Here is a 14,222-nt window from a genome sequence, read left to right as displayed (position 1 = left end):
TTTTTGTATCAAAAGTCATTCGGATAAAAGGGTTTTAGGAAATCTGATGGCCGTGGGCAAGCTGGATTTATCCCGATAAGATCTGTAAGACACAATCGGATGATTATGGGCTTGAACATCCAACTGGAGAATCTGTGAGCTTTTCATTTCCAAATAGTACGTAACGTCTTCTTTTTGTAAATGATAAAAAGAAAAGGGGATCCCTAAAAGGTTTTTCCTGATTAGTTTTGTTTCAGGCTGATTGATGATGTGCTCACTCAATTCTGCTATCGTAACAGAGGTTGTTCCTGTAATGGCTGTTATTTTTTCTTTTGCATAATCGACTGCATGACTGAAGGTACCGGCAATATTCTTCAAGATTCCGTTCATGGGGGCATCTCCTTTTAATTTTAGGCTATGTTTGTAGTATGGTACCTGGCTAATGCTTTATGCAAAAAATACGCGTAGATGATATAGAATTGTCACTTTATGAACATGATTAAGAAGTGTGCAATGAAATCAAAAAAGCAATCAAGGAAGGACAGGGAAAATGTCAATGAAGGTCAAAGCATGAAGAATAAAAAAATGTATATGGGCCTGCTTTTCATCATAATCCTCGCTTTTTCAATATTGTTCATTCAGTTGAATATCGATATGAACTCAAGAGAGGAAAAAGGAAAAGACGCCGAAGCGGATAGTCATGAGAAAGTAGAAAAATTGCTAAAAAAAATGACGCTTGAAGAAAAAATCGGACAGCTTATGATGGTCGGTTTCAAGGGAACTGAAAAGGGCAATGAAATCACGGAGCTTATCGAACAAAAACATATAGGAGGCGTCATTTATTTTGACCGCAATATGAAATCGCCTAAACAAGTGGCTAGGTTATCCAACTCGCTTCAGCAAACGGCCATTCAAAGTACACATTCGCTTCCGTTGATGGTGGCCATCGATCAGGAAGGAGGGGACATCATCAGGATGAAGGAAAGGGTATCGCCCCTCCCTGCGCAACAGGATCTTGGAAAAAATGCCTCTATTGAAGACATGTACAAGGTGGCCAAATTGAATGGAACAGAACTTGGATCCATGGGGGTTAACATTAATTTCGCCCCTGTACTAGATCTATCGCACACGGATAAGCGTTCATTGGGGCAAGATCCCGAAAAGGTCTATCAATACGGAAAGAAAGCCATTGAAGGCTTGAATGATGCATCGATAACTGGTGCATTGAAGCACTTTCCTGGAAACGGACGCAGCGAAATCGATCCGCATGTCGAAACATCTTCCGTTGAGGCAAACCAACTTGATCTGGAAAATTCGGATATTTATCCTTTCAAGCAAATCATAAGTGAAATGGATAACCAAAAGTTTTTCGTGATGGTGACCCACATTAAATATCCAGCCTATGATAAAGAAAAACCAGCAAGCCTATCTAAAATCATCATAGAAGAACTGCTTCGGCGGAAACTCAAATATGAAGGGATTGTCGTTACAGACGATTTGGAAATGGGTGCTGTGAACAAGTATTACTCCTATGAAGAGATGGGGAAGCAGGCAATCCTTGCAGGAGCTGATTTATTACTTGTCTGTCATGAATACTCCCATGAGCTTGAAGTATATAATGGATTACTGCAAGCGGTAAAAGCAGGGGAAGTTCCAATGGATAGAATTAACGAGTCAGTGAAAAGAGTGCTGACATATAAACTTTACAATATGAAGCAAATGAAAGCTGACCCGGATCAAGCTGAAAAAGTAGTGGGAAATCCAGAAAGCATAAAGTATATCGAAAGCCTGGGCGATGATGAATAAAAGCGAAACCACCTTCTCAAAAGGATGCTTTTGTTTAAATCAGCTGATAGAGGGAATACTATATATGACTAACTTGAAGGAGGAAACTAACATGCCATCAAACAAAATGCTTGGAACCGTCCTGATAGGAGCAGCCGCATTTTTAATGCGTAATAAGAAAACCCGTGAAAAAACCATGAGTCAAATAAAGTCCCTTGCCACACCGGAAACCATCGATAAGGTTAAGGGCCAATTCCAATCAATAACCAAAACAAAATCAAGTAATCCATCCATACGTTAAGGTGAAATAACCCATTAGAAGTTTTAATGGGACAAGACTGTAAATTAGAGAAAAACTAATTTACAGTCATTTTTTTCTTGAAAAAGTTCCAGTTGATCCGCTCCCGTTCCGCCGACTGTCTGCCAGCCTCATCAAAGCAAGCGTCTGGCTTGGCTAGTCAGTTATTCGTCAGGGGTTCGCGGTTCATTCGTATAAATAAAATCATGGTTCGGGGTGGGAGCATTTCGAACTTCTTTTGTCATCAAACTGTCCCCGCTAAAATGGGGCTTTTTTAATTGCTTAATATCCAGCAGTAAAAGGAAAAGCACCCGCTACTTTAGAAGACCTTGGGAAGGTCTTCTAAAGTACAAGTGCTTTCATGAATGGTCAATGATCATTCAGCTTCATCTTCACCGTCATCTTCTTTGTTGAACCAAAGCGGATCCTCATTATCAACTTCACCATTATAATTAATCAGGATTTCTTCTCCTGCTTTTATGTCGGTGTAAGCAAAGAAATCAAACGTATGATTCTTGAAGTTTATGTCATACGTAGCGTTGGGTGTATAAGAATGATTAAACAGCATGCCATAACCTAAAAGCATGGCAGTATGGTTAATTCCATATTCAAACGCATAATCAGCCAGCAAGGTTTTCTCTATGAAAACATGCTCCTCGTTCGGATAAGCAATGACAGGTGCCTCATGCAAAAGCTCACCCTTTTTAATGTCTCGTGTTGCGAATACGCCTCTATTGAACTCACCATCACTGAGTGTGGAAGTTTTAACTTCAATCATGTTCGTCACCTACTTGTTCTATTCAATATAGTCCAGATCATCTAAGCTTGACAGTTAATAAGAAGAAAAGCAACTATTTTACGGAATTAATCAATTTTAACAAACGGCACGATTGTTTTTTATGCGGTTCTACCGTTACCGTGGGACGGAATTCTTCACATGAGGAACGAAAAAAGGTAGCGAACGGCTGAAGTAATCGGGATGGCCCCGTATATCCATTCCATTAAAAAAACACCTCCGCTAGAAGAAAGCTAGGGAGGTGTCGGTCATATAGGTAAATCCCTTAATTCACACCGACGGCTGTAAAGGCATTTTTGACAGCTGTGACTTCTGCACTGCTAGAACCGTATAAATCAGAGGCCGCTTGTACGACTGCCGCTTTGGCTTGTGAAAATGTCGACGAGGAAGTTAAATAAACCGTGTTGGCCCGGTAAAAGATAGTTCCCAGTTTATCGATGCCAATCCCGGATACGCTCACGCCATGGTGAGTTCCGCCTGCAGAGATCAAATAGGCCGCCTTATTGATGATTCCGCTGTTCGTATGGACTCCTCCGTTATCACCCGTTCCCGTATAGCGGTTCGAATAATGGTCAGGGTCACCATTCAATGTAGGATTAGCCATTGAACGAAGTGCATCACCGGAAATGTTAGGTGTGTAAATATCTTCGCCGATCAAATAATCGGCTTTGTCACTTTGATTCTTGAATTCGACGACCGTGCCAAATATATCCGAAATCGCTTCATTCAAAGCACCGGATTCATTCTGATAGGTAAGGTTCGATTCCGAGGAAGTCACGGCATGAGTCAGTTCATGTGCAACGACATCCAGACCGCCTGACAGTGGGATGAACGTCGTGCCATCTCCATCACCATAAACCATTTGGGTGCCATCCCAGAATGCATTATTATATCTTGAGCCATAATGAACGGTCGATTTCAGGATGGTTCCATTTCCATCATAAGAGTTCCGTCCAAACGTGGATTTATAATAATCATAGGTTTTACCGGCATAATTATGGGCATCAACCGCAGCTTTATCGGTAGAAGTAGTGAAAGCATTTGTCGTGTTGGAAAAGAGAGTACCAGGCAATTTTGAACGGTTATTGGCATTATAAGTATAGATGCCTTTACCGCGTGTATTGTCCTGTAAATAGTATTGGCCGTTGGATAAGGTAGTGTTCAATGACACGGTATTGTTTAAGACGCCGGTGCCCGTTCCTACGGAATTGGTCCCCGTCACTTCATCTAGCGTATTAAATTTATTCAGGATTTTACCTGTTTTGACTGATATGAAATAATTATGATTTCCTGGTTCGGGACTTAAGAATTTCAAATTGACTTTATATACATAATCGGCCTTACCTTCATTTGCGTATACATATAGGTCGGATTCAGGTGATTGTTCGTAGGCAGGAGTGAACCCAAGATCCGCTTCAGCTATTTTGATAGCTTCGGATTTACTGATGCCTTTTTTAGCCTTTTTCCCTAATTTCGTGTTTAGATTGGCTTCAACCGTACCGGACACGACCGTCAATACACCTTTAGTGTCAATCAATACTGCTTGTGTGGAATTCCATACAGGTACGCCTTTATAGGTTTGTTGCAATTTAAGGACGGTATTGCCTAGTTCATCCTTGCTTTCTTTCTGGATCGTGAAGGAGTCTTTCGCCTTTTGCTTTTCTAGCTTGTAAGACTTTTTGTTTTCATCAAAAAAGGTAAGAATGATATCTTCTGCAGTTTGCTTTGATGGGTCCGTAAGTTTCCCAGACTTGAATTCTAGCGAATCCTTATGCTTATTGTACTTTTCAACACTTAACACATTTTTTGCCGCTAAAGCTTCTTGATGGGGAATAGCAGAAAATAATAGACCGAGAGATAGTGCAGTTCCTAAAAATACCTTACCTTTCATAACACTCAACTCCTTCATGAGAATAACCTCATTTTTACACCGTTTCATAGTATTTACAAACGGAGAAAATTTGCAAAAAATATGACATTTAAAGGAATAAAATGGAGAAAAATGGTTTTTGGTAGAAATATTCTCTGAATATATTCTTATAGTAATATTTGGAATGTATGTAAATTGAACCAAATGAATAAAAGTGCAAAAAAACATGGCATAAAGTGCAAAAAAACGTGGCGTAAAGTGCAAAATATTTTGTCTATTAAGGGCGTTTTTTTTGTTTATTTGTTGAATATTGCGTTTTATAAATTTGGCATGAAAATTGCATATATTCAGAAAAGGAATTCGAATTGTAAATTAGATCTATTTGAAAGTCTATGAAATAGGAAAATTTATTAAATGGATTTCCCATATATGAAAGCGCTTATATAGAAAGGGATGAAAATTATGATACCAAAACAAGAACATGACATCGTTCAACATCCTCCCCAGCAAGAAGGACAAGAACTAAAACGCGGTTTAAAATCCCGCCATTTAACGATGATTTCCATTGGCGGGGCTATTGGCACCGGGCTGTTTCTTAGCAGCGGGGCAGCCATCCATACAGCTGGGCCAGGCGGCGCATTACTTGCATATGCCTTAGTTGGGGCAATGGTTTACTTTGTTATGACGAGCTTAGGGGAACTGGCAGCCTTTATGCCGACAAGCGGCTCATTCAGTACTTATGGAACGAAATTCGTCGATCCGGCATTTGGCTTTGCCTTGGGATGGACGTATTGGTTCAATTGGTCGATGACGATAGCGGCAGAGTTGGCAGCCTCGACAATGATCATGAAATTCTGGTTTCCGAATAGTCCATCATTGTTATGGAGTTCATCATTCTTGGTGCTCATTTTCCTTTTGAATTATTTATCCGTTAAAGGATATGGTGAAGGGGAATATTGGTTTTCCTTCATAAAGGTTACAGCCATCGTTATTTTTATAATCGTCGGGCTGCTAATGATCGTCGGCATTATGGGCGGCGAAGCAGTAGGTTTTAAAAACTTCACCGTCGATGACGCTCCTTTCCCGGGTGGGTTCATGGGTGTCTTCATCGTGTTCATAGCGGCTGGCTTTTCTTTTCAAGGTACCGAAATTGTTGGTGTGGCTGCCGGGGAAAGTGAAGATCCTGCACGGAATATACCGAAGGCCATTAAGAGTGTCTTCTGGAGAATCTTGCTTTTTTACGTATTTGCAATATTTGTTATAGGGCTGCTTATCCCTTATACGAACTCAAGTTTACAAGGTGATAACGTCATGGTAAGCCCATTCACGCTCATTTTTGAAAAGGCTGGAGTGGCCTTTGCCGCTTCGCTTATGAATGCCGTCATTTTAACCGCGGTATTATCTGCAGGTAACTCAAGCCTATATGCATCAACGCGTATGTTATACTCAATGGCAAAAGATGGACAAGCACCGCGCATTTTTGCAAAACTTAATAAACGCGGAGTACCGGTTGCAGGCATGATTTTGACATGTTCCATCGGCATGCTGGCCTTTTTAGCCTCCATTTTCGGGGATGGTAAAGTGTATATTTGGTTAATGAATGCCATTGGAATTACAGGATTTATCTTTTGGCTCGGCATTTCCATCAGCCATTACCGTTTCCGGAAAGCGTTCATCGCTCAAGGCCATTCATTGGAGAAGCTGCCATATAAGGCATTATGGTTTCCGATTGGACCGATCTTTGCCATTTTAATTGGCATGATCGTCATCCTGTCCCAAAATATCCAAGCATTTTTCTCAGACCAAATCGATTGGGGCAGTGTTATAGCTGCATACCTGGGAATCCCGCTTTTCCTTGGACTATGGTTTGGCTATAAACTGGTAAGAAAAACTAAATTCGTTAAAATTGATGAAGTAGAATTTGATTTTGACAAAAAATATGAATGAACAAGCTTAAAGTAAAATCAGCCGGACAATGTAGTTTTAAATTGTCCGGCTTTTACTTGTTTTCTATAGGCTCATTAACAACAGCCAGGAAGCTGATTCCTGGCTGTTTATTTTTTTGAATGGAAATTTATACAAAAATGACAGGCGGTGTTATATGATAATCGTAAACTCTGCATAATTGCATGTACAGAACGACGGGGAAAGCTTTTACTAATTCCAATGGAAAGGGAAGGTGTACGGCTGATGACATTATTGACTCATTTAAAAGTATTGGACTTTTCAACGTTACTGCCAGGCCCATTTGCCACTTTGATGCTAGCGGATTTAGGAGCGGATGTTTTGAAGGTGGAGAGGCCGGGAACAACGGATTCATGGGGTGTGAACCAATATCTTAACAGATCGAAAAAGTCGATCACACTTGATTTGAAACAATCTGAGTCCATTGAATCCGTAAAAAATCTAGTGAAGGAATACGATATCGTCATTGAACAGTTCCGTCCAGGTGTCATGGAACGCCTAGGGCTGGGATATGAGGCATTAAAATGGATCAATCCGAAGCTGATTTACTGTTCCATCACGGGCTTCGGCCAGACCGGTCCCTATAAAGACCGACCGGGGCATGATATCAATTATATTTCGATTGCGGGATTATCTGGCTATTCCGGTACAAAAAAGGATGGCCCGGCAAAAAACGGAACCCAAATAGCAGATCTTGCCGGAGGATCTCTGCATGCTGTTATCGGTATATTATCTGCAGTCATTCACCGGGAAAGAACGGGATTCGGCCAAGCCATCGACATCAGCATGACCGACTGCAGTTTTGCGTTGAATGCCATCTCCGCACCCCTGAATTTACAGGGGGGCCTCGAGCTTGAACCAGAAAAACTGATGTTGAACGGAGGATCCTTTTATGACTTTTACGAAACGAAGGATGGACGCTATTTTTCGGTAGGAAGCCTAGAGCCCCCTTTTCGAAAAGCATTATGTGAAGCGATCGGTGCACCCGAATTGTATGACTTGAGCACTAAAAGTGATGAAGAAAGCGGAATCAGGTTTAAAACGGCCGTCCGACTGGCTTTCCTTGAACGGGATTTTCATGAATGGCAGGAAATATTCGCTGATTTCGAAGCCTGCGCAGAACCAGTTCTGACCTTCACTGAAGCGGCCGAACACCCCCAATTGATGGAGAGGGGAATGATCGTCGAGGTACCGGACGGAAAAGGAAATGTCCAGAAGCAAATCGCATGCCCGATCAAAACATCGGTTTTCACCCCTGAATATAAACATGCAGGCTTGAGGCCAGGACAAAACAACGAAGAAATTCTTCACACCCCCAATCGATAAATGAAGATGTTAAGGCTATCACTTTTCCGAGTTTTTTCGGAAGGAGGTAGCCTGTTTCTTTGAATTAAGCTGGAGTCAGGCCTAAAAACCTGGAAACAGCCCGGATTAAGCAGAAGGAGAACAATAGCACTTGTGGTAAGCGATATATCACTACTGTGAAAATTTACTAGTTATAACGAATGTGGGCAGGGTATCAGAGTAGCATCTGATAAGAAATTGCTCAGGTAAGGAGGGTTGCATAAACATGTTTGGTCTCTCTGATATCATTAAATTTCTATTTTCCTTTTTTTTGATCATGCCGATCGTTACGCTGATACATTTGAGCGGGCATATTTTTTTTGTCACGATCTTTGGGGGATCAGAAAAGAAAATCTTGATCGGTTGTGGCAATAAACTGTTCGCCTTTCGGAACATAGAGGTGAGGAAATATTATTTTTGGAATGGGACTTGCGAGTTCAAGGGACTGAAACATGATAATCGATTGACGAATACGCTGATCTATTTAGGAGGGGCTATCTTTAATTTAGTCAGCATGCTGATCATCTATAGCTTAGTGTATCAGGATATCCTGGACAGCTCGGTGATCTGGTATCAATTCATCTATTTTTCTTTCTATGTTATGTTCTTCTCGTTGTTTCCGATGTATTTCTCGGACGGGTCGCCTAGTGATGGGAAGGCCGCGGAATTGGCCTTGAGGAACAAGCTGGAAGATAGGGTGACGGATGATATATTTGTGAAGAAAATGGATGATGATGAAAGCTGCAAGTAAAAAAGGGACGTGCTGGTGGCCGTTCTTTTTTGTTTGCTCTCGGATTTAGGGATGGATGTCTTTTACGCTTTTATTATAAACCTAATCGGCACGCTTATATTGATGCCGATTAGGTTGTTCGAACGGATTAAAGTCTCCGCAAAAAAATCATTTCCAAACTTCTTTTGCTACATCAACGACGAACTTCAGCTTTTCCCATTGTTGTTCTTCGGTCAGCTTGTTGCCGTGATGGGTGGAGGCGAACCCGCATTGCGGACTTAAGCATAATTGTTCGAGAGGAACGAAGTGCGAGGCTTCTTCAATGCGTGCCTTAACAGCTTCCTTGTCTTCGATTTCTCCATTTTTTGAAGTAACGACACCCAGTACGACCCGTGCACCGCCATTTTGAATGTATTCTAATGGTTTGAAATCCCCTGAGCGTTGATCATCATATTCCAAGAAAAATCCATCCACTGTTTCTTTTGCCAATAAAGTTGGGGCGATACGGGCATAGCTTCCTTCAAACGCCCAAGTCGACTGGTAGTTCCCACGACATAGGTGTGTAGTGACGACAAGGTCTTCTGGTTTGCCTTCCAATGCGCCATTAATTACGCGAAGTGCAAGATCGATTAACTGTTCCCTCGTATATTTTCCATCTTTGAACTGGAAATCCGGAGCTGAAAGTCTGGCAATATATACATCATCCAATTGAAGATAACGCACACCTGCATCATAAAAGGCTTTCAAAGCATGCTGATATGCTTTAATGATATCATTTGCATAGTCTTCAATATCAGGGTAGATGTCTTCATTATGAATGCCTACAGCAAATAATTGATTCGGACTGGGAATGGTTTGCTTGGCAACTGCGCGTCCGTTCACGATTTTGTTCAATTCAATGAAGTCACCAATGAAAGGATGTTCAGGATTGAATGAAACCTTCCCGGTATTGCGAACGTTATATCTTTCTGTTTCCACACCATCGAACGTGAGCCCTTTTTCAGTCACATATCCCTCGATTCCATTTAAATGTTCGAGGAAGTCAAAGTGCCACCATGTTCGTCTGAACTCACCGTCCGTCACGGCCTCCAATCCAACTTCAATTTGTTTTTCGACAATCCGATTGATTTCTTCGGTTTCAACTTCACGAAGCCGCTCTGCTGAAATGGTACCTTCCTTAAATTGCTTTCTGGCAATATGTAAACGTTCTGGTCTTAATAAACTTCCGACGTGATCGGCCCTGAATGGTGCTTTCGTTAATGTGATGGACATGTTGCATTCCTTCTTTCCTTTTAAAAATAAAACACCTCTTCTTAAAAATAAGAAGAGGTGTTGGCAACCAAGCTATATACTCTTCTTATCTTCAAGTTTTTACACTTCTGGAATTAGCACAGTACATGATCAGTCTGTTGCTGAGGTATCAAAGGGCCAGTCCCTCCACCTCTCTGGATAAGAGTTGTCTATTAAATTAATTATGACTATACAGGTAGTTTTTATAAAGGTCAAGGGTTGAAGGTGGAAGATTTTGAATATACCGATTATTGTTCTGTGTTACTACATCAGGGAACCCGGCATATGCTATAACCGAAGATTCATATGAGCGGCAGGAGGGGAATGCAAGGATGAATACATTCAGTCCATTCAAAAATGGCATAACGATAACTTTAACTGAAGCCATGATAGAGAAAATCATAAGAAGTAAATCAGATGGTCAGGATATTAATATCGAAATTACGCCAAAACATATCGTGCTTTCCGGAACGACGGAAGTGAAAAAAATGATGTTTAAGAAAAACGTAGCTTTCCGGATTACATTAAAACCGGTATCTGTGGAAAAAAGAACGATTTTATTTGAATTAGTGGAAATGGAACCAATTGACAGGAAATTCATCAACCAAAGGATATTTAACAGACCGCCATTTTTTGAATTTGAAAAAAGAACGATCAAAATGAATGTTAACGCCTGGAAAATCGTGAGGAAAATTCCCGTTGGCACAATTAAATCGTATGAACTCGTCGAAGGTGCATTGAAAATGAAACTTACTTTATGATCGAGTTTACATACATCCTTAGCCGAAAACTATAAAGGGAGTGCCAGGTATGATAGTGTTATGGTGATATGGGTCATGAAAAAATGTGTTTGATAAATCAAGCTCTTTAAAATATACTAAATGACTTGAAGTTTTGAGTTTTTCTGGGAATGAGGAGGATAATGATGGATCAGAAGATTTTGCCTGCTTCAGCAAGCATGAAGGATTTCGAAAGATTTTTAGAAAGTTCCTATGAAATAGGTGTGTTTCTTGATTTGCATATATCACAATTGAAAAACGTAAGTATGATGGCAAAGCAGCATAATAAGAAAATGATATACCATGTCGATTTGATCCATGGCATAAGAAGTGATGAGTACGCGACAGAATTCATTTGTCAGGAATATAATCCATATGGGCTGATTTCGACTAAATCAAACGTTATATTGAAGGCGAAGCAAAAGGGGGTCATTGCCATCCAACGAATCTTTTTAATAGATTCACATGCACTTGAGAAAAGTTATAAGCTGGTGCAGAAAACCAAGCCGGATTATATCGAAGTATTGCCGGGCGCCATGCCATGGATGATAAAAGAAGTGAAGGAACGGTTGCAGACACCGATTTTTGCAGGCGGCCTCATACGTACTTCGGATGAAGTCCTGAACGCCCTTGATGCTGGAGCGTCATCAATTACCACTTCCAAAACTGAATTATGGGATATCGTTTAATAGGGGAAATTAAAAAAAACACAGAAAAATAGATTAATTCTTTACAAAATATTGACAGCGTTTTCATAACCTAGTATATTTTACTGTACAAGTTAATATATGTGACGGAGACTAGGAGATTCACAACAGATCTATTCATAATTTATTTTATGAAGATAGTTCTGCTGTGGATCTCCTTTATTTGTTGGCATGGTTTAAAAATTTATCAGGGGAGGGGTTTATTCATGACTCCATTTTGGGGAGAAGTGTTAGGTACGATGATATTAGTTTTATTCGGAGCAGGCATTGGGGCTGGTTCATCCTTAAAGGGATCCTATGCAAAAGATGCCGGCTGGATCGTTATCACGATTGCGTGGGGATTGGCTGTTACCATGGGTGTTTTTGCAGTGGGCTCCATAAGCGGGGCGCACTTAAACCCGGCAGTCACAGTGGGGTTTGCCATTATTGGGGAATTTCCTTGGAGTGATGTGCCCGGTTACATCGTTGCCCAAATGATTGGCGCAATCCTTGGAGCAACTCTAGTATTCCTGCACTATTTGCCACACTGGAAAGCTACGGATGATCCAGGAGCGAAGCTTGGTGTGTTCGCGACATCACCTGCAATCCCCCACACATTTTCAAATCTATTAAGTGAGATGATTGGAACTTTCATCCTTATTCTTGGTTTATTATTTATAGGTGCCAATCATTTTACAGAGGGTCTAAACCCATTCGCAGTCGGGTTATTGATTGTCGTGATCGGGATGTCACTTGGGGGAACAACAGGATACGCAATTAACCCGGCCCGCGATCTGGGGCCGCGCATCGCTCACTTTTTGCTGCCGATACCGGGCAAGGGCAATTCGAATTGGGGCTATTCATGGATTCCGGTCGTTGGCCCGATTATTGGGGGTTCACTTGGTGCCGTTTGTTATAAAGCGTTCTTTATGGGAGAAATAACAGCAGGATTTTGGTCTGTTTTGGGTGCAAGCCTGGTACTATTGATATTAGCCTATGCATTTGGTAAAAAACAGTCACATGAAATGGAAAGCAGAAATATTGCCAGTTAATTAAAAGGAGGGGCATACACAATGGAAAAATACATTTTATCATTAGATCAAGGAACAACGAGTTCGCGGGCGATTTTATTTAACGAAAAGGGGGAAATCGTCCATTCCTCCCAAAAGGAATTCACACAGCATTTCCCTAAACCAGGCTGGGTCGAGCATAACGCCAATGAGATTTGGGGATCGATCCTGGCAGTCATTGCCGGTGTACTATCTGAATCCGGTGTAAAGCCTGAGCAAATTGCCGGGATCGGCATCACCAATCAGCGTGAAACGGCAGTCGTTTGGGATAAGGAAACAGGTACCCCTGTCTATAATGCGATTGTATGGCAGTCCAGGCAAACAAGTGAAATCTGTGATGATTTGAAGGAAAAGGGACTTAATGATCTATTCCGGGATAAAACGGGATTGTTGATAGATGCTTATTTTTCCGGAACGAAAGTGAAATGGATCCTCGATAATGTCGAAGGGGCCCGGCAAAAGGCGGATGAAGGCAAGCTGTTATTCGGTACCATCGATACTTGGCTGATTTGGAAGCTATCAGGAGGCAAGGCTCATGTAACGGACTATTCGAATGCATCCCGGACATTGATGTATAATATCCATGAACTGAAATGGGATGAAGAACTGCTCGAGATATTGACTGTACCAAAATCGATGCTGCCGGAAGTGAGGCCTTCCTCTGAAGAATATGCACGTACGATCGAATATCATTTCTTCGGCCAATCGATTCCGATCGCCGGGGCAGCCGGTGATCAGCAGGCAGCATTATTCGGCCAAGCCTGTTTTAATGAAGGAATGGCTAAAAATACGTATGGAACAGGCTGTTTCATGCTCATGAATACAGGAGACAAGGCTGTCAGTTCCGAACACGGACTATTGACGACACTTGCCTGGGGACTGAATGGGAAGGTCGAATATGCATTGGAAGGCAGCATATTCGTCGCGGGCTCCACAATCCAATGGCTGCGCGATGGCCTGCGGATGCTTCATGATGCCAAGGACAGCGAAGCCTATGCAAAACGGGTGGAAAGTACGGATGGAGTATATGTGGTACCGGCTTTTGTAGGACTTGGAACTCCATATTGGGACAGCGAAGTGCGGGGAGCCGTTTTTGGTTTGACGCGCGGCACATCCAAAGAACATTTCATTCGTGCCACACTTGAATCACTGGCATATCAAACGAAGGATGTCCTTGATGCAATGGAGGCGGATTCAGGAATCGAGCTCCAGACATTAAGAGTGGATGGCGGGGCAGTCAAGAATGACTTCCTGATGCAATTCCAAAGCGACTTATTACGGGTGCCCGTCGAGAGGCCGACCATAAACGAAACTACAGCATTGGGTGCTGCATACTTAGCTGGGCTTGCTGTCGGGTATTGGAAGGATCAAGAAGAAATCTCCCGGCAATGGGCGGTAGACAAAACCTTTAAACACTCCATGGAAGAGCAAGATAGTGGAAAATTATATGAAGGCTGGAAAAAAGCTGTACATGCCGCTATGGCATTTAAATAAAAAACGAGGTGTACTCTTTCTCAAACGAGCTGGAGTATGCTATAATGAAATCAAGTTAATAACTCGGCCGGAGAACAGGAGAGACCATGAATGCGTTATCGTTAATTCGATAATGTCATTTATGGTCTCTTTTTTG

General features: G+C 41.7%; 13 protein-coding genes and 1 riboswitch. Of the genes, 9 read left to right on the top strand and 4 right to left on the bottom strand.

From position 1 onward, the window contains the following. Nucleotides 1-15: 15 nt before the first annotated feature. Nucleotides 16-369: a hypothetical protein gene (locus JNUCC41_RS06380; RefSeq protein ID WP_192206860.1), complete on the bottom strand. Its 354-nt coding sequence runs from the start codon at nt 367-369 to the stop codon at nt 16-18. A gap of 123 nt (nt 370-492) precedes the next feature. Here JNUCC41_RS06380 and nagZ point away from each other — a divergent pair, with 123 nt between their 5' ends. Next, nucleotides 493-1,785, top strand: coding sequence for a beta-N-acetylhexosaminidase (nagZ, locus tag JNUCC41_RS06375; RefSeq protein ID WP_228467554.1), 1,293 nt, complete (start codon nt 493-495; stop codon nt 1,783-1,785). Between the two features lie 91 nt (nt 1,786-1,876). Then, nucleotides 1,877-2,065: a hypothetical protein gene (locus JNUCC41_RS06370; protein ID WP_192206859.1), complete on the top strand. Its 189-nt coding sequence runs from the start codon at nt 1,877-1,879 to the stop codon at nt 2,063-2,065. Between the two features lie 373 nt (nt 2,066-2,438). Here JNUCC41_RS06370 and JNUCC41_RS06365 read toward each other — a convergent pair whose 3' ends face one another. After that, a complete protein-coding gene (locus tag JNUCC41_RS06365; RefSeq protein ID WP_192206858.1) occupies nt 2,439-2,840 on the bottom strand; it encodes an SET domain-containing protein in 402 nt (133 codons plus the stop codon). A gap of 283 nt (nt 2,841-3,123) precedes the next feature. Further along, on the bottom strand, nt 3,124-4,749 hold the full coding sequence (locus tag JNUCC41_RS06360) for a M4 family metallopeptidase (RefSeq protein ID WP_192206857.1): 1,626 nt from the start codon (nt 4,747-4,749) through the stop codon (nt 3,124-3,126). 441 nt (nt 4,750-5,190) lie between these two features. Between JNUCC41_RS06360 and JNUCC41_RS06355 the strand changes: the two genes are divergently transcribed. The 3 genes from JNUCC41_RS06355 to JNUCC41_RS06345 all read left to right on the top strand — a co-directional run bounded on the left by JNUCC41_RS06355 (nt 5,191) and on the right by JNUCC41_RS06345 (nt 8,788). Continuing rightward, nucleotides 5,191-6,675 carry an amino acid permease gene (locus tag JNUCC41_RS06355; RefSeq protein ID WP_192206856.1) on the top strand — a complete coding sequence of 495 codons (1,485 nt, stop codon included), beginning with the start codon at nt 5,191-5,193 and terminating at the stop codon, nt 6,673-6,675. 243 nt (nt 6,676-6,918) lie between these two features. After that, nucleotides 6,919-8,019, top strand: coding sequence for a CaiB/BaiF CoA transferase family protein (locus tag JNUCC41_RS06350; RefSeq protein ID WP_192206855.1), 1,101 nt, complete (start codon nt 6,919-6,921; stop codon nt 8,017-8,019). A gap of 244 nt (nt 8,020-8,263) precedes the next feature. Then, nucleotides 8,264-8,788 (top strand): hypothetical protein, encoded by a 525-nt coding sequence (locus JNUCC41_RS06345; protein WP_192206854.1) that lies wholly within the window; start codon nt 8,264-8,266, stop codon nt 8,786-8,788. Nucleotides 8,789-8,935: 147 nt separating this feature from the next. Here JNUCC41_RS06345 and JNUCC41_RS06340 read toward each other — a convergent pair whose 3' ends face one another. Then, nucleotides 8,936-10,039: a 5-methyltetrahydropteroyltriglutamate--homocysteine S-methyltransferase gene (locus tag JNUCC41_RS06340; protein ID WP_192206853.1), complete on the bottom strand. Its 1,104-nt coding sequence runs from the start codon at nt 10,037-10,039 to the stop codon at nt 8,936-8,938. Nucleotides 10,040-10,121: 82 nt separating this feature from the next. After that, a riboswitch (SAM riboswitch) is annotated at nt 10,122-10,223 on the bottom strand. 166 nt (nt 10,224-10,389) lie between these two features. On the opposite strand from JNUCC41_RS06340, the gene JNUCC41_RS06335 reads away from it, so the two are divergent. The 4 genes from JNUCC41_RS06335 to glpK all read left to right on the top strand — a co-directional run bounded on the left by JNUCC41_RS06335 (nt 10,390) and on the right by glpK (nt 14,086). Then, the gene (locus JNUCC41_RS06335; RefSeq protein WP_192206852.1) at nt 10,390-10,818 is read left to right on the top strand and encodes a hypothetical protein; all 429 of its coding nucleotides are present in this window, start codon (nt 10,390-10,392) and stop codon (nt 10,816-10,818) included. A 164-nt stretch (nt 10,819-10,982) separates the two neighbouring features. Continuing rightward, entirely contained in the window at nt 10,983-11,525 is a 543-nt protein-coding gene (locus JNUCC41_RS06330) for a glycerol-3-phosphate responsive antiterminator (RefSeq protein WP_061465361.1), read from the top strand. A gap of 224 nt (nt 11,526-11,749) precedes the next feature. Further along, nucleotides 11,750-12,574, top strand: coding sequence for an MIP/aquaporin family protein (locus tag JNUCC41_RS06325; protein ID WP_192206850.1), 825 nt, complete (start codon nt 11,750-11,752; stop codon nt 12,572-12,574). Between the two features lie 21 nt (nt 12,575-12,595). Then, a complete protein-coding gene (gene glpK / locus JNUCC41_RS06320) occupies nt 12,596-14,086 on the top strand; it encodes a glycerol kinase GlpK (RefSeq protein ID WP_192206849.1) in 1,491 nt (496 codons plus the stop codon). Nucleotides 14,087-14,222 lie beyond the last annotated feature (136 nt).

Origin of the sequence: Brevibacillus sp. JNUCC-41 (assembly GCF_014844095.1) — a bacterium.
GTDB classification, from domain to species: domain Bacteria; phylum Bacillota; class Bacilli; order Bacillales; family DSM-1321; genus Peribacillus; species Peribacillus aracenensis.
Note: the sequence above shows the minus strand (reverse complement) of the source record. Positions and strands in the feature narration are given on the sequence as shown.

Bases quoted from the DNA above. Each gene is read 5' to 3' on its own strand.
- JNUCC41_RS06380 (WP_192206860.1), bottom strand. From the start codon at position 369: ATGAACGGAATCTTGAAGAATATTGCCGGTACCTTCAGTCATGCAGTC.
- JNUCC41_RS06335 (WP_192206852.1), top strand. From the start codon at position 10,390: ATGAATACATTCAGTCCATTCAAAAATGGCATAACGATAACTTTAACT.
- JNUCC41_RS06350 (WP_192206855.1), top strand. From the start codon at position 6,919: ATGACATTATTGACTCATTTAAAAGTATTGGACTTTTCAACGTTACTG.
- JNUCC41_RS06370 (WP_192206859.1), top strand. From the start codon at position 1,877: ATGCCATCAAACAAAATGCTTGGAACCGTCCTGATAGGAGCAGCCGCA.
- JNUCC41_RS06325 (WP_192206850.1), top strand. From the start codon at position 11,750: ATGACTCCATTTTGGGGAGAAGTGTTAGGTACGATGATATTAGTTTTA.
- JNUCC41_RS06330 (WP_061465361.1), top strand. From the start codon at position 10,983: ATGGATCAGAAGATTTTGCCTGCTTCAGCAAGCATGAAGGATTTCGAA.
- JNUCC41_RS06340 (WP_192206853.1), bottom strand. From the start codon at position 10,039: ATGTCCATCACATTAACGAAAGCACCATTCAGGGCCGATCACGTCGGA.
- JNUCC41_RS06360 (WP_192206857.1), bottom strand. From the start codon at position 4,749: ATGAAAGGTAAGGTATTTTTAGGAACTGCACTATCTCTCGGTCTATTA.
- JNUCC41_RS06355 (WP_192206856.1), top strand. From the start codon at position 5,191: ATGATACCAAAACAAGAACATGACATCGTTCAACATCCTCCCCAGCAA.
- glpK (WP_192206849.1), top strand. From the start codon at position 12,596: ATGGAAAAATACATTTTATCATTAGATCAAGGAACAACGAGTTCGCGG.
- JNUCC41_RS06345 (WP_192206854.1), top strand. From the start codon at position 8,264: ATGTTTGGTCTCTCTGATATCATTAAATTTCTATTTTCCTTTTTTTTG.
- nagZ (WP_228467554.1), top strand. From the start codon at position 493: ATGAAATCAAAAAAGCAATCAAGGAAGGACAGGGAAAATGTCAATGAA.
- JNUCC41_RS06365 (WP_192206858.1), bottom strand. From the start codon at position 2,840: ATGATTGAAGTTAAAACTTCCACACTCAGTGATGGTGAGTTCAATAGA.